Source organism: Methylomonas subterranea (assembly GCF_024505185.1).
In the GTDB taxonomy this organism is placed as follows: Bacteria; Pseudomonadota; Gammaproteobacteria; order Methylococcales; family Methylomonadaceae; genus Methylomonas; species Methylomonas subterranea.
The window spans coordinates 43,174-66,864 of sequence record NZ_JANIBJ010000004.1 but is presented as its reverse complement, the minus strand read 5'-3'; the positions used below and the strand labels follow the sequence as shown (position 1 = coordinate 66,864).

The following is a 23,691-nucleotide window of genomic DNA, read 5'->3' as shown; positions in this document are numbered from 1 at the left end:
TTAATTAATTTATCGAGTTAGGGTTCTGACTGAAATAGGGGCATATAACCTTCCAGAATCGCTGTCTTCCTTCATCGAAATTCGATCATTTAACATGCGCTGGAGCACAATAAGCAAACCAATCAACAAGTAAGGTAAATCCCAATAGGCCAAATTCAAAAAAGTCCCCCCCACCCAATAACCAATAAGACTCACCTGAATCATTGCCGCCAATTTTCCCATCCATGCAGTGTCCGGGAACAATTCAGACTTTTTAATTATTCGAGAGCCAGTCCTCCATGCAACGAACATAATCGCAAAGTATAAGCCCAATCCCAAATACCCATGGTGGGCTAATACGGAAAAATAATTGCTATGAAAATCGTGACTATCGGTTGGATCTGGTGCGTAGAGCATAAATAACTCTGGCCTTGCACCACACTCAAATCCGGCTCCGAATGGATAATCCTTGGCGAGATTCCAAGACATCTCCCAGGCATTGATACGCCCCATCGCCGAGGCATCTTCTTCGTAGGTTTCCACGGTATCCATCCGGGATTTCCATCTATCAGGCATAAACTGTAATAGAGTCGCTCCGCTTAGAAGCACCAAAATCAATATGGGAAGTTTATTTGTACCTTTCAACCATAGGAATCCACCCATCGCTATGGCCGCCAACATGGCGCCGCGAGAATATGATGCCGCGGAAACCAACAAACAACATATCATCAAAAAAACAAGACAACGTTTCACCCAAACCCTACTATCATCCATTTGTAAAAAACGAATAAGAGGCACCAACATTGCCGCGACTAAGCCAATGTTATTATTTCCATCCAGATAAGATCCCTCCGGCCCCATAACCATGTAGTTTCCGGCAGTCACAAGTGCAAACACGCCACCCTTGAGCATATAAAATCCGATTGAAAGCACCACCACCCATAAGATTTGCTTTATTCTTTCATAGCTACTAGTAAGCATTATGCAGATAAAATTAATCAACTGCGCTTTTACTGTGGTCGATGCGACAACACGCGCATCTTCCGGATATAACGCAAAAAGTGTGGTCGTCTGCATCCAAATGTTAAAAATAATGAGTAACACGGTAAGCAGCGTCAGGGGGAGTCGTTTTCGCTCCGTGGAAATCAGCGTAGAAAACAAGATTGCCGCCGCCGTAAGTACCGAGAACGGTATACTTCTGGCAAACCCATAAGCGAGAGACTGAGGCATCATGAATGCCAGCCAAATCCATACCAAAATACCTATGAAAGGTTGATAAAGCATTTTGGGAAATAGGCCCAAAAAAACTAAAACCAGTACAATGTCTCTCATTTATCAACTCAGAAAATACACGCCATAACCAACCATTAGAAACCTAGCACCATGAAGATTTTAGCAATACTGATAACGACTTTAATCCCAACAGTCACTGCAGCCGCCAATTCAGCACCCTGGGTGGGCCAAACACTCCAAGGACTGCCCTGCACTGGCGGAGCACAGGGTTATGGTCCGTTTGACTACACAAAACTGGAAGATAAGCAAAATTTGCCTATCGTTGAACATAGTCACTTTTCCGCTGACGTTGAAAACCATATTAAAGGCATAGGAGGATATGTTCCGGCTGATCTCGATTACACCCTTCGCGCTTTTCCTAACCATCACAGAGCCCTGCTTAGCGTCATCAGGTATAAGTTTAAATTAACCAATAAATTGTTAACAGAAAACAGGGAACTCCTGAGTCCGGTCGAATGCTACCTTCAACGCGCCATAAAATTCAGCCCGCAAGACTCCGCCAGCTATGCCTTATACGGATATTACCTCCACAAAATAGGTCATCTCACCGAATCGTCAACAATTTATCAAAAAGCGCTTGAAATAGATAATGACAACCCCAAGATTGCTTATTCGTTATCATTATTATTGATCGACATGAAGGAATATGAAAGAGCACTAAAATATGCAAAAATCGCATATAAAAACAAAAAAACACCTGAAAGCTTAAAATTAAAACTTAAAAATATAGGCATATGGACTGAGTAGAGTAATTCACAAAAAATAAATCATATAAATACCACCTACAACATTGTATTTATTAATCAGACAAGATTTTAAGATATTTTTCCGCCGCATAATGCCAAGTAAAATTCCTAATAATTTTCTCTTTTAAGCAAACCGCGCTCTGCTCTGCACGTTCAGGATTTCTCAAAACAGTATCCAATACAGACGTCAACTCGTCGACGTCTTCAGATTCAAACAAATACCCGTCATAACCGTCTGTTATTATCTCAGGGATACCTCCAACTTTCGTCGCAACGACTGGACACCCCAGAAAACCCGATTCAAGTAACACAATGCCAAAAGGCTCGAAACGGGATGGCAAGCAAAAAAGCCTTGCTTTTTTAAAAAAAGCCATGACATCACTATGTTTGACATTTTCAAAAAAAATTACATCATCTTCACAACCTAAATCTCTAACCAAAGCTTTATAATAATCCAGCTCTGATGCCTCCCTTCCAATTAAGCAAAGCTTAACATTATGTACACGCCTAATTTTAGAAAAAGATTTTATCAATAAATCCTGGCCTTTCTTATACTCAAATGTAGCCACATTCAAAATAAATGGCCTAGTATCCAATCCATTAGGCAACAACTCATACCCCACGGACTCCCGAGCTAATAAATCTGGATTAATACCGTTATGAATAACTATAATTTTATCCTGGTACTTGTCGCCAACCAAATTTAAAAAGTGTTGAGCCAGAAAATACGAACAGAAGACAATAGCATCAACTTTTTGAAAAACATACAACCAAAATCGCCTCTCCATGCCAACCGAAGTTTCAATTCCTTTGATATCGAGACCATGAAACGATAAGACAATTTTCCACTTACATAAAAATACACGTTTGTAAAAAATATAGTTTATTACATTCAAAGACGGATAATGCGAATTAACACAAACAACGTCACCAGAAATAATTGTTCTTAATTTCAAAAATATACCGGGGATTTTAACGATGTACTTAACAAGTCCTATCAGTCCGGGAGACCAAAAAGGATTGCTAAGCAAAATACGATCTACACCTGTGTTTTCGTCGCTTCCTTTATAATGGCAATCTATAAGTAAGCCACCTTTCACCTCAGGGTCCTTATCAAACTCTGCAAGCAAATTGCTGACTACCTGATTAACCCCACCAGGATAAGATATTTCCCAGGGAAGTACGAAAAGCCATTTATTTTTTTGGCTCATAATTCAACAACTGCTACAAATATATAGAAACTTAACAATAAATTTATCACAAATTGCCAAGAAAATAATACTGATATACACAAGTATCTAACCACGCATAAAAAGTTTTAATCAATGAATAGGAACAAAAAATCGATAATTAATATTATAGCTATTCTAAATGATTAAATGCATCCCCAACCCCTTCCTTAATGCAGATCAACTGGCGTTAAAGCAATATCATCAAAAACGTTACCAGTAATGGCTATAACAAACTCGAAATTATTAGAGCACCGACTCTATAATGGCCATATTTACACACACACTAAATATTTATGCTTTTAAATGACCGCATAATCAGAATACACATATCCAAGCACATCATATTCACTTAAACCTGCCTTCACCGCCAAATATTGACTCATTAGAATAACTTCCTTTCTGCAGAGCGAATAAAAAGACCAATAATTCATTTATATGGCGCATTAGTGATTGTAAATTTTTCGCTTTGAATTGTAATAACTCTTACAATGATAACCAGAGCACCGTCAACGTTAATTAGGCTTGCGCGCAGACACAACCATTATTTCCCCTTGTTTACTTTTATCTATAGATGTCAAAAAACTTAAGAGACGAGCAAAATATTTCATCTTGGGCCATCCAACTAATACACGAAACGGGTCTCCGTAACTTACAAAATCAACATCTACAAAACCGGCCTCAAGCAGAAATTTATTCATCCAGTGCTGGGAAACAGGTGTTATATGGCCTTCGTTATTATAGTTTTCATCACTAAACCATTGAAACCAACCAAATCGAACATAGAAAGCAAGTGAAACCGGATTATCTATATTTGGCGTTGTTATTAACACCTTGCCCCCTGGCACCAACGAATCATAGATCTCTCTAATTAAATGGCGCGGATTTTCCAGATGCTCAATTATTTCAACAGCTATAACTCCGTCGTACAAACAATCAGATATCTTCGAAAAGTCGTTATTTAAATCTACTTGATTGAATTTGATAGACTGCTTAAGTCGAAAGTTATTTTCTTCATAATCATAGGCGGTTATCTTAAACCCCATATCCTGTAGCCGAAGAGACAACGCACCACTACCTGCGGCAAGATCCAATAAATTCGCAGAATCAAAAAACAACTCCTTTACTTTATCCCCAACAAACTCGTGCAGTCCATTTAATGCATGTATAGCCAATCCCTTGTAATTTTTTTCCATCCCACCTGTATCTAGGTCACCCATACGCGAAAAAAGGCCAGTTTTAACTACAGTTCTTCCCATCATTTCTCCAGAATGCCCAATCTAATTTCAAAAACACTCAATTTGGCGAATAAAACAACCTATTCACAATAGTTTTTTCTGCCCCTTCCGGTTTGCGAAAAACAAACCAACATAATAATACGGTAAAAGAATACACAACCACACCAATAAAAACTTTAAATACCAAACATAGCCAGTCCAATTCTAATAACCCACTAAACATGGAAATCCAATCAGATCTCAAAACAGCGGTCATAACAAAACATCCAATAATAGGCCTCCATAATACAAAAAATATAGAACGCCATTTAAGCTTAATAACAGATGAAACAACAAAGAAATTTATCGGCCAAATAATGATGTTGCTAAACAAATAAGCTTGTGTCACACCAAAAACCCCATTCAACTCCATTAGATATAAAAATAGAGGTATGAATACCACAAAGACATGAAACAATGAAATCATAGTCAAATAACTAGGTTTTCCTATCGCCATATAGAGAGAGCCGGTATTCGTTTGTAACGCTACAAATACACCCGACATCGCCAACATCTGGATAAGAGGTACACTTTCAAGCCACTTATTTCCCAATACAACAGGCACCAATACATCCGCAACCAATGCAATACCCAACCCTGCTGGTATTGCACATAAAGCAATCATACCCAGAACACTTAAAAAGCCATGGCGAATATCATCAGGATTATTGGCTAATTTCGAATAACCAGGAAACACCGCACGATTAATCGGAGCAACCAATTCTGTGGTTGGTAAATTTGACAATTCATAGGCAACAGTATAGACACCTAGGGTATGACTACCAAGGGTTTTGCTAATGATAAAGTCTGCCATACGGTGATAGGTAAAAAAAATCGTATTGTTAATAAATAGCCACATCGAATAGCCAAACAACTCTTTACGTCCCTTCAGACAAAAGCGTGGCCTATAGGAATGAACTGCATAACTTAAAGCCAATTCCGCAATCGTACTAGCAAACGTCCCAAATACCAGCGCCCAGTAGTTTCTCATGGAAAACGCAAGTATCATACATACAATAAAGCCTGATATTTTTTTTCCTAGTAAAAAATAAAACTCTTTATGAAATTGTAAGTCCTTTCTAAATGCAACAGGGCCAATATTTCCAAAACCGCCCAAAAAAGTGCCAAATGCCAAAATATATAAAATATCCTCCAGCCTTGGCTCATTATAAAAGCCCACCAGAGGACCCGCAGCCACCGCTAATATGATAGCTAACAGGGCTCCAAAAATGACATTAAATGTCCAGGCAGTGTCATATAACGCTCTATCCGGTTCCTGTTTTTGAATCAGCGCCACGTCAAAACTAAAGCTCGTCAATAATAAAAGTAATCCCAGGAATGCCGTCGCCATGGCCACCAAGCCGAAATCATCCGGCTCCAATAATCGCGCCAGAATTATTGTACTTAACAGCCCAATACTACGTTCAATCATTTTAAAGGCAACCATCCAAGCCGCCCCTTTTGCCATCTTATTGGTTATACTTTGCATTTTCCTTATTTCATCTATATGTCTTAATCAGATTTAACAATTTCGTAACCCGCCGGTAAATATATTATCCATGCACGAAATCCGCTTATAGCCGAATCAGAAACGTTTTTTTAGATGGGAACAAGTAATTTGTAGAATTGCGCCATTTAATAAAACTATTCCATCCCCAGCGATATCTGCGATTTAAATCATAAACCCCTGATTATTATTTTAGCCCGGATTTTAGCGGCCTATCTCGCCAACGCATTCATGGCGAAAAACTCACAGCATGTATATTCCTTACTAATTAAGGACTGTCAATCATAATTTTTCCCATTTTTCGTTCTAGTTATCTAAATAAGATACGATCAAAATAGGTTTGCCAAGTTGCCCAAGCGACTTTAAATTCATAGCCTTAATCTTTAACCATGCAAAATATACCAATGGACTCCGGCAAAACATCCAAAATGCCTGAGTCTTATTCCTATTGACCCAATTCTCTATTAACGCATGGACGTTATCTTCCAATTCTAAGGCTGGTTTTTTGTTAATGGCGAAATGGTCTTTTATGGCAGCATTTTCAAGCTTACCCTGCGCTTGCCTATATATTCGTTTGATATGCACTACGAGATCTTTAAACCTGTACCACTTGAGACTGTCTCTATCCCAGGTTACATTTGGGTTTACAGCTATTCGCGCGGGGTTCCAGGAGTATGTAGTCGGATCGAAATTAAAGTTCAATATTGCGCCTATTGTTGAGTCAGTTCTGTAAATACCCTTGGGTAATCTGAACAATGCCTTTCGTAACTGACGCATGCTAGACCGAGGCAGTGCAAACAAATTACCATGCAGACCGCCTTGCCGGGTCATTTGTTGTCTTTGCGTTTTAGCCCCCATCCCAACACTCGGTATGCCGGTAGCAGCTAACACATCATAATCAATTAAATTATCGGACAATAATTCCAGTGCATTCGGTCTTACTTTGACATAGCCGTCTAAAAAGAAGGTTTTTTCTGCTCCAGGCCATATATCATGTAAATATTCATTCCATGCATTGGCCTTGTCACCGAACTCAAGAAACCAAACCCTAATGGTATAATGAGCGCTAACCTTTGCTCCATTCAATTCATTACATAACTCTTCACATAATTTTTGGCTACCGTTGACCAATACATCGATACAAACATTATGATGTTTACACGCGACAAAAATCGCATGAATAGAACCCATTAATTGTGGCAATGATTCTCTCGATGTAAAAACACATACAGCCCAAGTGGGTATTGAATTATATTGCTTCTTTAAATCGTTGTTCACAAAACCACCAAATGCCGAACCTATATTGCAAAATATGGCAGACAACTTTGTTTTTTGATGAAAAAAATCAATCTAGCCATAAATTTAACTCTTTCGGTATCCCACGGGGTAAACCGCGGCAACTCATAAAAATTACTGTGTTTTGTTGCTACGTTCCACTGGGTAGATACAGCTGAATGGAAGCCGCTTTGTTTTACCAACTCAGTATGAAACCAACCATAATCAATTTCCGGCTTCCCATTTGGATATGCGAAACATCTCAACTCAATTCCCAACAAATTCTCCAGAAACTTCTTATTTTCCCCAATCTCCCATTTTGCTATTTCATCGTCCAATTTTGCCAATATAGGGTGATTTACCGTATGCCCACCAATTTCCATGCCGCTTATATGCAGTTTTTTAACTTGCTCGCTGGTCATCATTAAATCCTCGGGCAGGTTTTCGGATTTTACGGCGATAGCTTCTACGTAGTGGGCGCGCTCGGCAAAATCCAGATGTTTGATTTTTTGAATGATCTGCTGGGCGGCTAGAGATTTCTGGGTTTCGTTGGCTATTTCGAAAACGCCTAAACCTTGCTGAGCGAGATCTAAAATTGGCGTCGACAAGTTGCGCACGGATTCAATGACCGTATCGTTCCACATTCTGCCACCGTCCAAAAACCCGCTGGCGATAAAAAAGGTGGCTTTTAAATTGAATTGTTGCAGTATTGGCAGTGCGTTGGTGTAGTTGTCGGCATAACCGTCGTCAAAGGTAATACATACAGCTCTGGACGGTAATGTGTCACTTTGCATGCGCTCCAACGCTTCCGGCAATGGCAACACATTGAAATGCTTGGCTAGCAATTCCATTTGCCATGTAAATTTTTCCTTATCCACTTCGCCGGGCCGCATGAAATCCGGCTCGTCCAGCACGCGGTGATAAATCATGATTAATAATTTTTTCCGTTTGCCGATACCGCTGGCAAAGCTTGCCAACGGTTGCAAAAGCTTGAGTAGAAATGCCTGCTTCATGATCGGGTGAACAATTAAGGTTTGAGTTCGGTTAATAAAACAACGGCCAATACGGTTTGGGTAAACGTCACGAAGCCGCAGTCAGTGTAGTCGAATATCGACTTATCAACCCGGCTATTTTTGTAGCGCATTATTTTACTTTTCGCTTAATCGGACCATTGGTCTATAGTTCAGGCATTGATTGTTATACTGGTTATTCATGAAACTCATAGCCGCTGTTATCTTTTTTAGCCTATCAGTGAATCTAGGTTTAGCGCAAACCTTGGCCGCAACCAATTCAAGCGCTGACGAAATTCAGGTCCTTATCGACGTCTCCGGCAGCATGAAGCAAAACGACCCGCAAAATCTGCGGGTGGCGGCCACCCAGCTATTAATCAATCTACTGCCGGACAGTGCCAACGTTTCGTTATGGCTGTTTGCGGAGAAGACTTCGTTACTCAGTCACACGGATGCCGCAAACGAAGTATGGCGACAGGAAGCTTTAAAAGCCAGCAACAATATCCATTCGCATGGTGTTTATACTCACTTAGAGGATGCGATTCAAACGACAGTTGAACAAGGCTTTGCCGGCAATGGGGCTAAAAGCCTGATTATTCTGACCGACGGTTTGGTGGACATTTCCAAAGACATCATGGTCAGCGCGGATTCCAGGGAACGCATTCTAAGCGAATGGATACCCAAATTGCAGCTGCAAAAAATCAAGGTTCAAACCATTGCCTTGTCCGATCAGGTAGACAAGGAATTGCTGGATAAACTGGCATATGACACCGGCGGCTGGAGCGAAACCGCTCAATCCGCCGACCAGCTGCAGCGCCTGTTTCTGAAAACCGCTCTAAAAATTGCGCCGAAAGACTTATTACCGCTTGAAAACAACACCTTCAAAGTGGATAGCGGTATCAAGGAGTTTTCGGTGCTGTTATTCAAGCAAAAGAACGCATCGCCGACCCAACTAATCCAACCCGACCAACATAAGATCAGCAAAACAGGCGTGTCTGATGCCATATCCTGGCTGGAGACCGGCGGTTATGATTTGATCACCGTAAAACAGCCCATGGCCGGCCAATGGCGCATTGAAGCAGCCTTTGATCCGGACAATCAGGTAATGATACTGACCGATCTGAAATTACAGCTCAATGAAATTGCCAGCACAATCGGCGACAAACAGCCGCTGACCTTGAAGCTGCATTTCACCGAACAGGACAAGTTGATCAGCCGAGCCGATTTTCTCGATTTGGTTAACCTTACCCTCAACCTTGACCAACAGCCGCCAGTCGGAATTGAACCCAGCGGCACGGAAGCGGGCTTTTTTTCCAAAACACTGGAAAACTTGGCGATAGGTAGACACGCTCTTACCATCGTCGCCGACGGAAACACCTTTAAAAGGGAAATCAAGCAGGATTTTGAAGTCGTTTCCGCGCCGATAACGATTGAAACTCTTGTCGACAATGCCAGCCGCGATGTAACACTGAAATTTCATCCGGACATCGCGGTTCTCGACGCATCAAGCCTATCCATCACGGCCAAAATAACTCAATCCGGCCATGAACCGGAATCTCAAATAATTATGGAGCAAGACGGCGAATGGCTTTTAAAATTGCCCAGATTAGCGCAAGGCGGGGCGATATTAGTCAACTTTGATGCCACCGCCAAAAACATCGATGGAAGCTCCGTCTCGCCCGTGCTGGGCCCGATCAGGCTGGACGACGACATTTTTGCGCCCGCCGACACTGTCAGCCCACCCCAACAAGTTCCAAACGCCGCTATGGAAACCGCTTCCGGGCAAACCGTAGAATCAGAATCAAACAATCCAATAACACCACCGGGTTCACAAAATGATACCAACTGGGGCCTTACTATCGGCGTCGTCTTGGCCATCAATATTCTGCTTTGCGGTATCGGCTTTGTCATTTACAAACTACTCAAACGATCCATCGACAACAAACAACAAGAATTATTGGAGAAATTGGGATGATGACCTTGGACGCCGCACTGGTGATAATTCTCGCCGAAGCCTTGGGTGTATTGCTTTTATTTTGCGCCGGCTGGCTGTTTTTCTCCAGAAAAAAGCGCAACAAGGAAATGCGGGCAATCGAAAGCTTCATAGGCCAGTATACCGACCAGAATTCTTTTAAAAACCAACCCTTACATCAACTGCTTTCCGAAACATGCGGCCTGGACCAAGAGATGGTGGAGCAAACACTAAAAGATGTAAGCGACTGCGAGCGCGCGCTGATGCAGCACATCATCAAACTCTTTTTGCGGCGCGAAATATCCCTATTGCACCAAATTGATAAGCGCATCAACGACTTATCTACTCCTTATTGCGAGTTGCTTACTAATATGCAGGCCACGTCGACCAACTCGACTCACTCAAGTAGTCCCGCGCAAGGACTGGAGCGCATCAACCAACAGTTGATACAACAGCTGGATACGGCGATGCAAACCATAGACGAAATCACCGCCGAATATACGCGGGTTTTCAGCGGCAATCAGACCGCGCTGGAACTGGAAAACAGCCGAAAAAAAATGCTGAAGATTTTTCAGGATACCGAGCGCAATATTCTGCACCCTGATGCAAATGACTGAGATGAACTGGCTATTTTTGACTGGGGTAACGGTTACCGGCCTGGTTTTATTCACCATCATCGGCTTTCTATGTTACAGCTGGTACATCAAGCGGCAACAGCATAAACAGCTGGAACACTTGCTGGACGAAATCAGGGAAAGGCAAAACAGCCGCAAAAACAAGCTATCGAGAAAGCTCGGCCGCCATTTCAAGCTGTCGGAAAGCGATGCACAAGGCATCAGCAGCCAATTAATCGGCGCGGAAAAGCTATTTTTAAAACACTACATCGATCAACTGTTACAACAAAAACCCAACGATATCGTTTACGATCAATTGTGCGAATTATTGGACTACTACCTTAACAAACTGACATCCCAACCACGCGCTACCGATTCATCGACATCCCCAGACGGAGCAAACACCATCGACGCAAAAGAAAACGCCAAGGACTCCACGACCGGCGAAAACACCATTCCCGAACCGGATTGGGGGGATGTGTTTGATTAGTTCCCGCTGCGGCGGAATCAACTCGCCGACTATACTTTTTAACTTCAACTTTCTGCACATCTGCCCCCTCGCCCTACGGAGGGTGTTCTAAAAGCCATAACATAACCCTCTCCCTCCGGGAGAGGGCTGGGTGAGGGTATAAAAATCAACGTCTTACCTTATATTCCCCCTCTCCCCAACCCTCTCCCGCAAGGAGAGGGAGCTTTTACGACAGCCTCCTGCGGGAGAAGGATGGGGTGAGGAAATTAAAAACCGAAATTTGAAGTGCTATGAGTATATTCCCCTGATTTAAATTCGGGTACCAGTTGCTTCAATAGCAAGACGATACCCTGCTGATCTTGCTGTTGGCAGGCATTTTCTAGCGCCTGGATAGCACCGCACCACGCATCGTCCTGATAGATTCTGGCCTTGGCCAAGCGCAATTTGGTGTAACCGGTTTCCAGCAGTTGCTCTTCAGTATGAAACAACTCTTCGTATAACTTTTCCCCCGGCCGCAAACCGACAAATTCAATCGTAATATCCTTGCCTGGGATTTTGCCGCTCAAGCGTATCATTTGCTCGGCTAGATAAACGATCTTGACCGGCTCGCCCATATCCAACACAAACACTTCCCCGCCCTTGCCGGCGGTTTCCGCCTGCATAATCAACTGGCAGGCTTCCGGAATGGTCATGAAATAGCGCGTAATATCAGGATGCGTGACGGTAAGCGGCCCGCCCGCTTGAATCTGTTCCCGAAACAAGGGCACCACGCTGCCGGCGGAATCCAATACATTGCCGAATCGAACCGTGGTGAAACGGGTCGCGCTGGTATTGTCCAAATTTTGGCATAAAATCTCCGCCGCCCTTTTGGTGGCACCCATCACATTGGTTGGGTTTACCGCCTTGTCGGTGGAGATCAACACAAACCGCGCCACACCCGCCGCGATAGCCGCCTCGGCGACGATCTTGGTGCCGATCAGATTATTATGCACCGCCTCTCTGGCCTGACCTTCCAACAAGGGTACGTGTTTATAGGCGGCGGCATGGAAAATCACTTGCGGCTTCTGCCCCACTATGATCTGTTGCACAGTCAAGGCGTCAGTCACATCGCCCAATACCGCCAAGTGCGGAACCCGCGGATATTGACGCGACAATTCGGCATCTATTTTGTATAAATTGAATTCGCATTGATCGAACACAATCAATTTACTCGGCTGAACCTTGGCCAATTGTTTACAGAGCTCCGAGCCTATCGAGCCACCACCGCCGGTTACTAAAATGGTTTTGCCATGCAAACTGGCTTGAATGCCGTCCCAATCCAGTCGTACCGGCGCCCTGCCTAAAATATCCGTTATAGAGACATTCCTGAGGCTGGCCTTGGTCACCGCCCCGCTCAGCAATTCCTTCACCGACGGCAGCGTCTGAAATGAAACGCCGGACTCCTCGCAGATTTCCACGATACGGCGCATTTGCGCATCTGTGGCGGAAGGCACCGCAATCAACACCACCTCGATTTCCCACTGCTCGATTAATGCAGGAATTCTCTCCAGCGTGCCGGCCACTCGAATGCCGCGTATCTCCCGATTCAATTTACCCGGATTATCATCGGCAAATATGACAGGGATATAACCGCTGTCGGGATTGGATAACAAATCCCTCACCAGCATGTCTCCCGCCGAACCGGCTCCGACGATCAATGCCCTTAAGCCGATCCGGTCGACCAGAGCCCGTTCTTTCCAAAATCGATACACAAAGCGCGGAACACATAGTAAAGCCAACAAAATCAACACATACAGCGGTATGACGGAACGGGGCAAGCCCTCCAGCCTGTTGTAGAGAAACAGGGAACCGGCGATAAAAAAGATACCGGCGTTCACCGATTTCGCGATGCGCACCAGATCGGGCATGGAAGAAAAACGCCAAACCCCTCGATAGAGGCCGAAGGTCCAGAATGCCGAAACCTGGATGGCTATCACCACCGGCAGAAACAACAAAGCCGAATAAAAATACTCATCCGGAATTTCATCCAGATTGAACCTGAGCCAATAAGCGCCAAACCAGGCCAATGGCACCATCAGTAAATCGTGCAGGAATATTGAAGTGCGTGAACGAAACTTGAACTTCATGATGCCGGCCTATCCGCCAGCCCGGCCTTGAATCGATATGCCAAATATACCAAGGGCAAATAAGCGGTCAGCAAACCCGCCAAGGCATGACTGGGGTGAGTAAACACCCAAAACGACAGAGGCAGCAACCAAGCCACATTAATCAGCCAGCACGCCAACAAGACCCGCAAATGTCCAAACCGCTTGGCGGCGCGTTGGTAGGCATGCGAACAATGGGCCTCATACCATTTCTGGCCGGACAGAATACGCACAGCTAGCGTATAGGTGGCATCAACCAGGAAAATACCGAACAAAATCAACCCGCAATACAGTAATACGGCCGCTTGCCGGGCAGCCAGCATTATCAACAAACCCATCCATAAACCTAAAAATCCGCTGCCGACATCGCCCATGAAAATTTTGGCCCTGGGCCAGTTCCAAGCCAAAAATCCCCCGGTGGCCGCCGCCAGCGATATGCAAATGTAAAACAACGAACCATCCAGATAGTATGCGTAAACGGCCAAAGCCAAACACATAAATAAAGACTCCGAGGCCGCTATGCCATCGATACCGTCCATAAAATTGAACAGATTCAAAAACCACACCAGCCCAACTATTCCCAGCGGATAGCCTAACCAAGCCAAATCGACGAGTCCCCGCTGCATTAAGCCATCCAGCGGACTCGGCAATAGCAACAACGGAAATCCGCTCAGCAAGAGCAGGATCGATATTGCCGCCAACGCATGGATCAAAAATCGCCAGCGGGCCGGCACGTGGCTGTGATCGTCACAGAAACCGATGCCGGCCACGCATAAACTGATTCCCATCAAAATCAGGGCACGGTCATCGATCAATTGCCGAAACCCAAGTAACAGCATTGCAAAGCCGAACGCCAACACGATAGCCAAGCCACCCCCTCTCGGCGTCGGCGCCGCATGCGAACTACGCTGATTGGGGATATCCAGCACCTTGCGAGCCAGGGCATAGGAACGGATTACGCCCGTCAATATGATTGACGCGAGCAAAACCAAGACAAAATAAAACAGCACTATTTAGTTTTTAAAAAATGGACAATGTCCGGTATGGAGGATTGCAGCGAATGCCGGGGCCGAAAGCCCAATTCGCGTTGGATTTTAGCAGAGGAATACCATGCCGAACCGGATAATTTATCCAATGCGGCACTATCGAAGGGGAAGCGGCGACCGAGTGTATGGCCGATAGCATCGCCGGTTTTGGCCAGAACATTCAGCAAAGTCATCGGAATTTGCCAGCCCGGAGCCGTTTTTCCCAACGCCTGCCTGATCCAGTCATAAATTTGCCGGGTAGAGTATGCATGGTCATCGGTAACAATATAAATCCGCCCCGCCGCTTCCGGAGTTTCCGCTGCCAACAGGGCCGCCTGAATTACATCGTCCACGTGTACCATGGAACGCCGATTATTTGTTTCCGGCAACGGTGGAAACAGTCCACGCTGTATGGCCTTGATCATGCGCGGCAAATTGCCTTTTTCAGTATTCCCGTACACCATGCTGGGCCGAATCACGACCGGGTGCGGCACATAACCGCCGTGTAATACCAACTGTTCCGCCGCATATTTGGATCGTCCGTAAGGCGTATCGGCAACGGTATCAACGGTTTCATCCATGGGTTGCTGATCACTGTCACCCACCGCTTTGACACTGCTGAAATAAATGAACTTCTGTACACCAGCAGCCTTCGCGGCTTCCAATAATTTGCGGGTACCTTCGGTGTTAACTAGAAAATATTCGTTTTCATCCTGTCGGTTTTCCGCGAGTGCGTGGGCTTTGCCGGCGAGATGGAAAATAACCTCGGTATCACTCAATATGTCAGGTAATCCAATGGGATTGGCCAAATCCAGTAAAAAATGCTTGGAGTCTTTAATTGGCATCGATCGACTGGCGCGATAAACATCATAATCGCCTTGCCGTAAATATTTTACCAAGCTAGTGCCGATGAAACCTGATGCTCCAGTTACTAATGCTTTTTTTGCCATAATCGATCATTCCAAATGAAAGCTCCAAACCCTGCTAAGGATTCCGCCCCGCGATAACTTCCGCATTCTGCTCCCTCTCTGGAAAAGGGTTCGGATCAGGGATATAGATAGGGAAGTTATTACTCTGAAAGCGCACTAGGAGCGACGCACAGTCGCGATTCGCAAGGCCATCGTCGCGACTGTGCGTCGCTCCTACGAGACTGCCTTTCATTTGCCTGGGCGATGCGCCAGTGTCACAACCGTTAGCAACGAAATCCTAAAATGACCTTTTACACAGGTCGAAATATAATTTTTTTAATTCGTCGTAGAGGATGTCGGCGGAAAAGAATTTTTCGGCCCGATTTCTGGCTGCCGTTCCCATTGCATCCAGTTGCTCGGAATTAACTAAAAATGACATCATCGCCTCGGCAAGGGCCTCAACATCCCCAGCGGGAAATAACAGACCGGTTTTGTGATTATCAATGGAGTCTACCAATCCCACGATATCGGAACCTATGGTTGGCTTGGCCATAGCCGCCGCATCTATGACGATGGTACCAAAACCTTCCCTATAGCTTGGCAAACACAGGACATCCGCAATGGCCAAATAGGCTTCGTGATTATCGACCTGGCCTACTGAAATGACCTGCTGAAATAAAGCCGGGTCGTTCAACGATAATGCTGCAAGTTCGCCATCGGACTCATCGGGTCCGACGAACAATAACAAACAGTCCGGATAACTTTTGACCAAGCGGGAAAATGCCTGAAGCACATCGAAAGCACCCTTTTCCCGGGTTTTGCGGGCAACAAAAGCAAAAACGAATTGCTCGTCTTTAATATGCAATGTTTCGGAAAGCCGTGCTTTTTTATCTACCATCTTGTCCGCATTAAATCGAGACAAGTCGACACCGGATAAGGACCCGATCCCTAAAACGGGCAAGGGCTTACCGTAATGACTAATACCAAAATCAAACAGAAATTTCGATTGCGACGGGCTATCAGTCAAACATACGGTATTCAATTTGTTAATTAGCCAGTCGAAAACATAAAAAATCCATTTAAATATCGATTTATTTCCAACCCAAACCTGTCCCGTGAAAGTATGAAGCCTAACCGGCACAAAACCGATAATTCCCGCCAAGGCAGCCAGCAGCCCGGCCTTGGGCATAATGGAATGCACAATGTCCGGCTTGTAACGCCTTAAAAATACGATTAATTTAATCAGACTACTGAAATCAGCAATAATGCTTATTTTCCTATTTAAATCGATATCGAACCACTCAACTCCGGGATAATCTTTGGCGTAAATTGAAACATTTTGACCGACAACGCAAACATCGAAATCTTTTGTTATTCTTTTTAACGTATTTCCCAAATGCCACGGCACTACATAGGAAGCTGTTACGACCCTGACAACCCTTGGCTTTCTATTTTGCATGGCGGGCTAATTCTTGTATTCCCTCTTCCATGGAAACTTGGTGTTGATAGCCCAATTCGGACTGAATTTTCTGGGTTTCATAATGATGGATATAAGTCAAAGCATCCACGCGGGAAGGTCGTAGCGGAAATTTAGGAAAATAGCGTCCAAAACTGGCGATCAATCTAATCAATGGTTCAGGGAAGTGAAACCTTGGGCGCGGCACTGAAACTGCCGATGCAATGACGGATATAAAATCCTCAAGTCTCATAAAATCGGAAATTATATATATATTACACCCTTTGCCAGGCAAAGGCTTTGTCGCGCATAACGCCAAAGCATGAACAACGTTATTGACATGAATATAATTTACGGTAGCATTTCCCTTACCGATAAAAAAAAACAAGCCTTTTTTAACCATTTTGATTAACTGAAATAAGGATTGATTCGGCATATCGATCCCATAGACGTTGGATGGCCGCAGTATTACAGCTTCAAAATGTCCGTTTGAGGCATATTCAAAAACCAACTCATCCGCCTCCGCCTTTGAACACTCATAAGCATTTCCCGGATTAATCGGTGTGTTTTCATTGACATCATGTAAAGGCTTGCTCCCGTAAACACCTGTACTACTGAGTTGAACCCATCGGCTGATTTTTCCAGCGGCTGCATCGAGCAGGTTTTTTGTACCAATTACGTTAGTTTCATGTATTTTTGTTGCGTCATGTAACTCGGCCGCACAGTGATACAACACATCGACTCCATCGACCAATTTATCAAGAATTTCCTTGTCGCTTAAAGCACCACATATTGGTCTTGCACGCATATCAAGGGGTAGAGCTGTGCTACGAGTCAAATACCGCACTTCATCACCGACATCAAGATGAAATTTTATCAGGTGCCTTCCAATAAATCCGGTACCGCCGGTCACAGCAACAATCACGATATTCTCTAAAAGCGATTTAACAAAATCACCAGGCGTAAAATCAAATTATCCAAGAACTTTTGACGCCAGATGTTTCTTGAAAATGCCAAGACCAGCCGATGCCAAAAAGAGGATTTTGCCTTCAGTAACAATTCCACTAGCGTCCTATCATTCGGCGATAATCGATCAGCAAATAAACTGTAAAACACAGTTGCTTGTTCACTGATCCATAACTTACCATTAAACAGCCTATCAAGCTTTCTTTTCAAGATTCCTAAATAACTGCTTGAAGCACCGATTGCGTTGCCGGAATGTTGTCGATATTTAATAAGTGCCCGATCGTCAAATATGATTTTTCCGAAGCAACTCAACACTAAAAAACACCACCAATCGTGCACATACACTTCATTCGGCAATCGCTGTTTGCATAACAAGTCGACTGCCTTTCTGTTCAAAACCATGGTACAGCCAACCGCAATATTTTCAAAAAGCGCGTTACCAAACCCCATTTTTTTGGGAATACTGCTAAATCCCAAATGATTCAGGTGTTCGTCGACAAACTCCTGGCGAGAGCAATACAAGGACGGAGTATCTGAAAATGATGACAAGGCGCTTATGGCCGCCTCAATTTTGGTAGGAAGCCATACGTCGTCTTGGTCACAAAAAGCGACATACTCTGTATCGGTTGATGCGGCATGACGAAGCAACTCGAAAAAGCTACCTGTGACACCTAAATTATTATGATTCCCCAAGACATCCAATTTGGTCTTGGCTTTTTCTGCTTTAAGAATTTCCAATGTGGAATCGGTCGAACCGTCATCACGCACTAGAATATTCAAATCGGGATAGGTTTGGTTAATCAAGCTATCCAACTGATAATTTAAATATCGACTTCCATTGTAAGTAGACAACAAAACCGAGATATTTCTTAAAGACGTCATCGAGGGAAATTAAGAGCCAAAACTCATAATAATGGAAATAGAGTTCTAAAAACAACCCCCAAAGCTGAACGGACCCCACCAACGCAAAATCCATATTGTAACCTTGGTAATAATTTACTAAATCTTTCAATCATGTTTTCTTGACTTTCATTCGCATAACTCAAAAAAAGCTCTCTGCTTCTTTCAATAATTCTCTTTTCGGACGATGTCCATGCATCACTTTCCAAATACGAGGACAATCTCTCTGCTTGATAGCAAAAACAGCGCTTTCTTTTCTCTAAAATATTCTTGTCAAATAAAAAATAATTAATATAACTCCAATTCAAAACAGATAGCTTAATAGCTTTCTTGGCACCTATAACATTATTATCATGCTGGCGATAAAAAACCAACGGCTCACCTATCAAGCAAATCCCCCCTCCTCTTGAACTGGCCGCAACCACGGCTAACCACCAATCATGCACTTTACAATCATTGGGAAAAGGCAGGGCTACGTTTAAAAGTCGACGAGTGAACATCGCGGCACATCCGGTAACAAAGTTACTATACATTAAGCGGCGAAAAGGCTTACCTACAACAGGCTTTAAATGCTGATATTTCCAGAACGATTTTTCAAATTCTTTCCCATTATCATCAATTAATGATAAATCCGATACCACCATATCGCAATTTGGATTATTTCGTAGCGTATTTAAAAGCACTTCGAACTTGTCTCTCCTAAATATATCATCCTGATCGGAGAGAACTATAAAATCACCATTTGTTAATCTAAGTCCGCGTTCGAAATTTTTAACGACGCCTAAATTCTCTACCGATGGAAATACATGAACTCTCTCGTCAATCCGCGAATATTCATTCAGAATAGCCAGCGTTTCATCATTAGAGCCATCGTCAACAACAATTAGCTCGAAATTGTGATGGGTTTGATTAAGAATACTATCAAGCTGTTCGCGTAAATATGCCCCCCCATTATAGGTAGCCATTACAACACTTATTAAAGAGTTAGTCATATATTACAAAAAACAACGTAATAAATTATTTTTTCCAAGCAATCGTTTTAAAAATAAACTTGCACGAATTTTTAGTTTTTCCGTGGTTTTATCGAAAACATAAATAGCGACATACATCAAGCCAAAAGCGGAGCGTATCAAACTCAACCTTGCTTTCTCAAAATCAGCATCACCCTGCGACGAACCACCCTTATCATTATAAATTGAAACCATCACATTGGTATAAAAGAAGGGAACACCGAGTCCAAACAATTTAATATTTAGGGCATAATCGGCCAACCATTTATATTTCAAATCATAAAGGTATGACTTATAAATAGACTTTGGATAAAACAAAGCCTGATGGCAGATATTCATTTTCAATAGTCTACGCTTCGAAAACTCACCACCATAGAAAGCACCTGTTGACCCAAAAATCACATCGCCATAATATACAACATCTGGCGAATTCATTTTCATAACAACTTTGTCAATGGTATTAAGCAGCACATCATCACATCCCAGAAAAATCAGCCAGTCGCCTGTCGCTAATGAACATACCTTATTCATTGCGTCGTATATACCCAAATCCGGCTCGCTAATTTTTACAGTTAAATATTGTGAAAACTCCTCCAAAATATTTAAGGTTCCGTCTGACGAACCGCCATCAACAACAATGATCTCGATATTTTTATAATCTTGATTTACTACGCTTCTTAATGCACTCCCAATATGCGCGACACCATTATAAACAACAATGCCTATTGAAACCCTTGGAGTTTTTGCAATATTATTCAGAGAGTTGTAATTCACTAACTTTTTTTATTTTAAGTTTTTATAAAAAATCCACATATCATCTTTATCTTGTGAGCGTAATATATTGAATGGTCACACCATTACTAAACCACTATATCCGAAAAAAAATACCGTCTATCTGGAGCGTACGTCCAGATGATTGATCTGAAAAAACGGGCTTAAAAGCCCACAAGATAAACCCCAAGCTTTCCAAACGCTCAATAACATCCCGCCATAGATGTTGACCGTCATAAAGGGAAACTAAAGATAACTCGATCAATATGCCTTTTATATGTGGTAATGTGTTTCTCGCACCGTTTAACACTTCCCATTCAAAACCTTGGGTATCAATTTTCAGGAAAGGCGCGCGAGCATCTTTCAAATATTCGGCAGCGATGGAGTCCAAAGTTTTGATGCAGACAATCTCCCTACCTTGGTATGCCGATTCAGGAGCGGCATTTCGATGAGCATCCAGCATGGGCAAAATAGAGCTACTTTCGGAATTTCCAGCAATATTAATTTCGACCTCACCCTCATGATCTCCCAAGGCACAAATGGGATAAACATCCCATTTGGGGTCGTCGGAACTCGATAGCAGCAGTTCTTCGTGAGCCTTAGATAGTGGTTCGAATGACACAATTTTTCCTTCATATCCATATTGACGCATTTCGGAGGCAAACTGACCTTTATTAGCACCAATATCGAAAATTAGATCGATCTCGAATTTGTGTAGTGACGTAACAATTGGGGAAATGGTTGGTAGTGGAGGAACGTAACGATGAACGTCTAGCCCGAGTTTCCGCAACATCTGTCTAATAACTTCCTTTAACTTCATCACAAACTCTTATTTTTAAAAATAACGATATGGTGGTCTTTGAATACGCCGATCAGGCTTCCATTGCCCATTACTGGACTATTCGCAACATTGCCTGATGTAATTCCACGTACTATTTTCAAGCTTTTGTATATTGCATAGTAATAAACAAAACGAAAGATCGATACTAGTCTACTTATTAACTTCAATTTCAGATAACTAAATCGTATTCGAACTGGCGCTTGCAATCGTTGGCGCCTTGAAAACTCAAGGAAAAAACTAAAGCTTGGGAAGGTCACGTGCTCGGGAAAATAGTTGTACCAAAATTTTGACTTAAATATTTTTTTCCAGATGTAACAGTCGGGGTTACCCGTAGAAATTATCAAAAAACCATTGCTCTTTACCCTCGCTAAAGCCTGGCTCATGAATTTTTCAACATCAAGCACATGCTCAATTATATCGATTGCAACGACCACATCAAAAATCTTGCCGGACTCCATTTCCTCAAGGGTTTTCCCAAGTACAACAATACCCTTTGATGTTGCGATCATCGAAGCCGAGACCGACGGCTCTATGCCATACTTCATGAACTTATCTGACAAACCCGCAAGAAAGCAGCCAGAGTAGCAGCCGATATCGAGTATCGAACCACCTTTATGTTCTTGCAAATACTCATATATCGTCGCAAAGTCGTTACGCTCTTTTTCATTGCCCACCCAAACCGTATTGGGGGCCTTTTCATATAATGAAATATAGTCATTTGCAGACAGAGTGGGATGCCGAAACAAGGAACCGCATTCCCTGCATTCCCATAACTCTCCACCCTTTATAGGCGGCGATACCGGTTGCCCCGCAAACTCCCCGCAATCCGGTATTTGCCCCAGAGATTCAGCTTCGCCATGACCGCAAACACGGCATTTCAACGCATCTATTTGAACCAAGTTAGCACTCTGAATCATTGTTACAGGCTTATAGTATCATCATGAATGAATAATCTTTCTAGCGCAGTTAAGCGCTAAATCAATTTGCTTTTTGAGAGTAACTTGCCTTTTACATGGTTCCATAAAGGCAGTTGTACATGTTTAGCTGTTCTTGGGCCGAGTACCCAATAGCATAGAACGAACGTTGATGCTGGATGGCTTGTTGGTCTGTAAACCAAATTCATCAATAGGGCATTAGTATAATCAGATATTTTGCTCCGATGAGCTAATAGGACAACCTTGCCCAAGGCTATTCTTACCACCGCAGCTACACCAAACAGACGTTTGCAGTATGCCCTGATATTGCGTTTACGGTTTTCGCGAAACAGAGCACATTTTTCAAGAATGATTAAACTTCTTGCGGTTTACCGTGCTTCTCCATTTTCCAAAATTTACTTTCAAGCCAGCATGCAACGAAGGGCTGATCGTTTTTATAAGAAGGCTAATACGGCTCAAAATCTGCCAATGCAGCGAAAATGGAACATAGTGATAAAACCGGGATTTGAAGACCGCATAATCTACCTGACCACTACGCTGCACTAACGGAGGGTGTATCAGGGGGAATTGTAGCTCAAACATCCTCTGGTTATGCATGGGGGATGAATCATCGAAACAATTGGTACCCTCAGGGCCAAAGCCAATGTTGGACACCATATTTACACTTGGGATAATGCAATACTGGGAATGTTTAAAAGCTGAGAGTATCAGCTGATAATCCCATGCATTTCTCCGATCGCCCTTCCGAATTTGCTCATACAGCTTAAACCAGTAGGTCCACTCTTTACGCTTCGGAAATAGAGCTTGCAACATTCTTTTACCAGCGCGCGGCTCCCACCAGGACATATCCATATCCACTTGCTTCCAAACACGTCGCCAGGACGCCCAAGCCCAGTTCAGCGTGTATGCCGAAAAGAAGTAGCTCTCATTATTTTTAACGGCAGGGAATCCAAGGTTGTAGCCAGTTATGACCCCAACATTTGGGTTATCCCTATAGCGCTCGAGCAACTCCTCGCAGTAGCGAAAAAATGATACAGAAGGAACGCAATCATCCTCGATAATGATAGCCTCCTCTACAGTATCGAAGATCCAGTTTAGACCGCTTGAGTTGCTCTTGAAGCTACCCAGATTGATGTCGGAAAACTTTTTGTGGACTTCGCATTCCCAATCAATTTCATTGAAGATGGAACGAACTTCGGCACAGAGCCGAACGTCATCCGGTCGATTTGGTCTCGGCCCATCGGCAACCAGCAAGAGCTTACGTGGTTTAATCTGCTTGACCATCTCAAAAACACGTCTCGTCATTTGAGGTCGATTAAAGTTTAATATGGCTACTGGTACATTAAACCCATTCATATCCATAG

The 23,691-nt window shown here is 43.3% G+C and carries 21 protein-coding genes; 4 read left to right on the top strand and 17 right to left on the bottom strand.

Annotated elements, in window-relative coordinates:
* Positions 1 to 9 precede the first annotated feature (9 nt).
* Positions 10 to 1,311 carry a putative O-glycosylation ligase, exosortase A system-associated gene (locus NP590_RS03190; protein ID WP_256600771.1) on the bottom strand — a complete coding sequence of 434 codons (1,302 nt, stop codon included), beginning with the start codon at positions 1,309 to 1,311 and terminating at the stop codon, positions 10 to 12.
* 51 nt (positions 1,312 to 1,362) lie between these two features.
* Here NP590_RS03190 and NP590_RS03185 point away from each other — a divergent pair, with 51 nt between their 5' ends.
* Positions 1,363 to 2,019 (top strand): hypothetical protein, encoded by a 657-nt coding sequence (locus NP590_RS03185; protein ID WP_256600770.1) that lies wholly within the window; start codon positions 1,363 to 1,365, stop codon positions 2,017 to 2,019.
* A 52-nt stretch (positions 2,020 to 2,071) separates the two neighbouring features.
* Here NP590_RS03185 and NP590_RS03180 read toward each other — a convergent pair whose 3' ends face one another.
* From NP590_RS03180 to NP590_RS03160, 5 genes are all read right to left on the bottom strand, one after another.
* Positions 2,072 to 3,229, bottom strand: a complete 1,158-nt coding sequence (locus NP590_RS03180; protein ID WP_256600769.1) for a glycosyltransferase family 4 protein — start codon at positions 3,227 to 3,229, stop codon at positions 2,072 to 2,074.
* A gap of 533 nt (positions 3,230 to 3,762) precedes the next feature.
* The gene (locus NP590_RS03175) at positions 3,763 to 4,509 is read right to left on the bottom strand and encodes a class I SAM-dependent methyltransferase (RefSeq protein WP_256600768.1); all 747 of its coding nucleotides are present in this window, start codon (positions 4,507 to 4,509) and stop codon (positions 3,763 to 3,765) included.
* Between the two features lie 34 nt (positions 4,510 to 4,543).
* The gene (locus NP590_RS03170; protein ID WP_256600767.1) at positions 4,544 to 6,013 is read right to left on the bottom strand and encodes a lipopolysaccharide biosynthesis protein; all 1,470 of its coding nucleotides are present in this window, start codon (positions 6,011 to 6,013) and stop codon (positions 4,544 to 4,546) included.
* Between the two features lie 324 nt (positions 6,014 to 6,337).
* Entirely contained in the window at positions 6,338 to 7,309 is a 972-nt protein-coding gene (locus tag NP590_RS03165; RefSeq protein WP_256600766.1) for a hypothetical protein, read from the bottom strand.
* Between the two features lie 20 nt (positions 7,310 to 7,329).
* Positions 7,330 to 8,319: a polysaccharide deacetylase family protein gene (locus NP590_RS03160; RefSeq protein WP_256600765.1), complete on the bottom strand. Its 990-nt coding sequence runs from the start codon at positions 8,317 to 8,319 to the stop codon at positions 7,330 to 7,332.
* A gap of 238 nt (positions 8,320 to 8,557) precedes the next feature.
* On the opposite strand from NP590_RS03160, the gene NP590_RS03155 reads away from it, so the two are divergent.
* The 3 genes from NP590_RS03155 to NP590_RS03145 are packed head-to-tail and all read left to right on the top strand — an operon-like array spanning position 8,558 to position 11,392.
* Positions 8,558 to 10,291, top strand: a complete 1,734-nt coding sequence (locus NP590_RS03155; protein ID WP_256600764.1) for a VWA domain-containing protein — start codon at positions 8,558 to 8,560, stop codon at positions 10,289 to 10,291.
* Positions 10,288 to 10,905, top strand: coding sequence for a hypothetical protein (locus NP590_RS03150; RefSeq protein ID WP_256600762.1), 618 nt, complete (start codon positions 10,288 to 10,290; stop codon positions 10,903 to 10,905). Before NP590_RS03155 ends, NP590_RS03150 begins: the two co-directional genes overlap by 4 nt.
* A gap of 1 nt (position 10,906) precedes the next feature.
* Positions 10,907 to 11,392 (top strand): hypothetical protein, encoded by a 486-nt coding sequence (locus tag NP590_RS03145; protein ID WP_256600761.1) that lies wholly within the window; start codon positions 10,907 to 10,909, stop codon positions 11,390 to 11,392.
* A gap of 245 nt (positions 11,393 to 11,637) precedes the next feature.
* Here the strand turns inward: NP590_RS03145 and NP590_RS03140 are convergent, their stop codons facing one another.
* The 11 genes from NP590_RS03140 to NP590_RS03090 all read right to left on the bottom strand — a co-directional run bounded on the left by NP590_RS03140 (position 11,638) and on the right by NP590_RS03090 (position 23,683).
* Entirely contained in the window at positions 11,638 to 13,497 is a 1,860-nt protein-coding gene (locus tag NP590_RS03140) for a polysaccharide biosynthesis protein (protein WP_256600760.1), read from the bottom strand.
* Positions 13,494 to 14,525 (bottom strand): MraY family glycosyltransferase, encoded by a 1,032-nt coding sequence (locus NP590_RS03135; protein WP_256600759.1) that lies wholly within the window; start codon positions 14,523 to 14,525, stop codon positions 13,494 to 13,496. Before NP590_RS03135 ends, NP590_RS03140 begins: the two co-directional genes overlap by 4 nt.
* Positions 14,525 to 15,490 carry an NAD-dependent epimerase/dehydratase family protein gene (locus NP590_RS03130; protein ID WP_256600758.1) on the bottom strand — a complete coding sequence of 322 codons (966 nt, stop codon included), beginning with the start codon at positions 15,488 to 15,490 and terminating at the stop codon, positions 14,525 to 14,527. The genes NP590_RS03135 and NP590_RS03130 overlap by 1 nt, the downstream gene beginning before the upstream one ends.
* Positions 15,491 to 15,746: 256 nt before the next feature.
* Positions 15,747 to 16,907, bottom strand: a complete 1,161-nt coding sequence (locus NP590_RS03125) for a glycosyltransferase (RefSeq protein ID WP_256600757.1) — start codon at positions 16,905 to 16,907, stop codon at positions 15,747 to 15,749.
* A complete protein-coding gene (locus NP590_RS03120; RefSeq protein WP_256600756.1) occupies positions 16,897 to 17,829 on the bottom strand; it encodes an NAD-dependent epimerase/dehydratase family protein in 933 nt (310 codons plus the stop codon). Before NP590_RS03120 ends, NP590_RS03125 begins: the two co-directional genes overlap by 11 nt.
* An 8-nt stretch (positions 17,830 to 17,837) precedes the next feature.
* A complete protein-coding gene (locus NP590_RS03115; RefSeq protein WP_256600755.1) occupies positions 17,838 to 18,752 on the bottom strand; it encodes a glycosyltransferase family 2 protein in 915 nt (304 codons plus the stop codon).
* Positions 18,753 to 18,775: 23 nt separating this feature from the next.
* Positions 18,776 to 19,735, bottom strand: a complete 960-nt coding sequence (locus NP590_RS03110; RefSeq protein WP_256600754.1) for a glycosyltransferase family 2 protein — start codon at positions 19,733 to 19,735, stop codon at positions 18,776 to 18,778.
* Between the two features lie 30 nt (positions 19,736 to 19,765).
* The gene (locus NP590_RS03105; protein WP_256600753.1) at positions 19,766 to 20,554 is read right to left on the bottom strand and encodes a glycosyltransferase family 2 protein; all 789 of its coding nucleotides are present in this window, start codon (positions 20,552 to 20,554) and stop codon (positions 19,766 to 19,768) included.
* Between the two features lie 94 nt (positions 20,555 to 20,648).
* Complete coding sequence (locus tag NP590_RS03100) at positions 20,649 to 21,371, bottom strand: FkbM family methyltransferase (RefSeq protein ID WP_256600752.1); 723 nt, start codon at positions 21,369 to 21,371, stop codon at positions 20,649 to 20,651.
* Complete coding sequence (locus NP590_RS03095) at positions 21,371 to 22,291, bottom strand: class I SAM-dependent methyltransferase (RefSeq protein ID WP_256600751.1); 921 nt, start codon at positions 22,289 to 22,291, stop codon at positions 21,371 to 21,373. The genes NP590_RS03100 and NP590_RS03095 overlap by 1 nt, the downstream gene beginning before the upstream one ends.
* 378 nt (positions 22,292 to 22,669) lie before the next feature.
* Positions 22,670 to 23,683: a hypothetical protein gene (locus tag NP590_RS03090; protein ID WP_256600750.1), complete on the bottom strand. Its 1,014-nt coding sequence runs from the start codon at positions 23,681 to 23,683 to the stop codon at positions 22,670 to 22,672.
* Between the last annotated feature and the right edge of the window lie 8 nt (positions 23,684 to 23,691).

Coding starts and splice junctions, on each gene's coding strand:
- NP590_RS03110 (WP_256600754.1), bottom strand. CDS start 19,735: ATGGCTACCTATAATGGGGGGGCATATTTACGCGAACAGCTTGATAGT.
- NP590_RS03140 (WP_256600760.1), bottom strand. CDS start 13,497: ATGAAGTTCAAGTTTCGTTCACGCACTTCAATATTCCTGCACGATTTA.
- NP590_RS03115 (WP_256600755.1), bottom strand. CDS start 18,752: ATGACGTCTTTAAGAAATATCTCGGTTTTGTTGTCTACTTACAATGGA.
- NP590_RS03170 (WP_256600767.1), bottom strand. CDS start 6,013: ATGCAAAGTATAACCAATAAGATGGCAAAAGGGGCGGCTTGGATGGTT.
- NP590_RS03180 (WP_256600769.1), bottom strand. CDS start 3,229: ATGAGCCAAAAAAATAAATGGCTTTTCGTACTTCCCTGGGAAATATCT.
- NP590_RS03125 (WP_256600757.1), bottom strand. CDS start 16,907: ATGCAAAATAGAAAGCCAAGGGTTGTCAGGGTCGTAACAGCTTCCTAT.
- NP590_RS03100 (WP_256600752.1), bottom strand. CDS start 21,371: ATGAAGTTAAAGGAAGTTATTAGACAGATGTTGCGGAAACTCGGGCTA.
- NP590_RS03160 (WP_256600765.1), bottom strand. CDS start 8,319: ATGAAGCAGGCATTTCTACTCAAGCTTTTGCAACCGTTGGCAAGCTTT.
- NP590_RS03185 (WP_256600770.1), top strand. CDS start 1,363: ATGAAGATTTTAGCAATACTGATAACGACTTTAATCCCAACAGTCACT.
- NP590_RS03175 (WP_256600768.1), bottom strand. CDS start 4,509: ATGATGGGAAGAACTGTAGTTAAAACTGGCCTTTTTTCGCGTATGGGT.
- NP590_RS03090 (WP_256600750.1), bottom strand. CDS start 23,683: ATGAATGGGTTTAATGTACCAGTAGCCATATTAAACTTTAATCGACCT.
- NP590_RS03130 (WP_256600758.1), bottom strand. CDS start 15,490: ATGGCAAAAAAAGCATTAGTAACTGGAGCATCAGGTTTCATCGGCACT.
- NP590_RS03190 (WP_256600771.1), bottom strand. CDS start 1,311: ATGAGAGACATTGTACTGGTTTTAGTTTTTTTGGGCCTATTTCCCAAA.
- NP590_RS03145 (WP_256600761.1), top strand. CDS start 10,907: ATGAACTGGCTATTTTTGACTGGGGTAACGGTTACCGGCCTGGTTTTA.
- NP590_RS03150 (WP_256600762.1), top strand. CDS start 10,288: ATGATGACCTTGGACGCCGCACTGGTGATAATTCTCGCCGAAGCCTTG.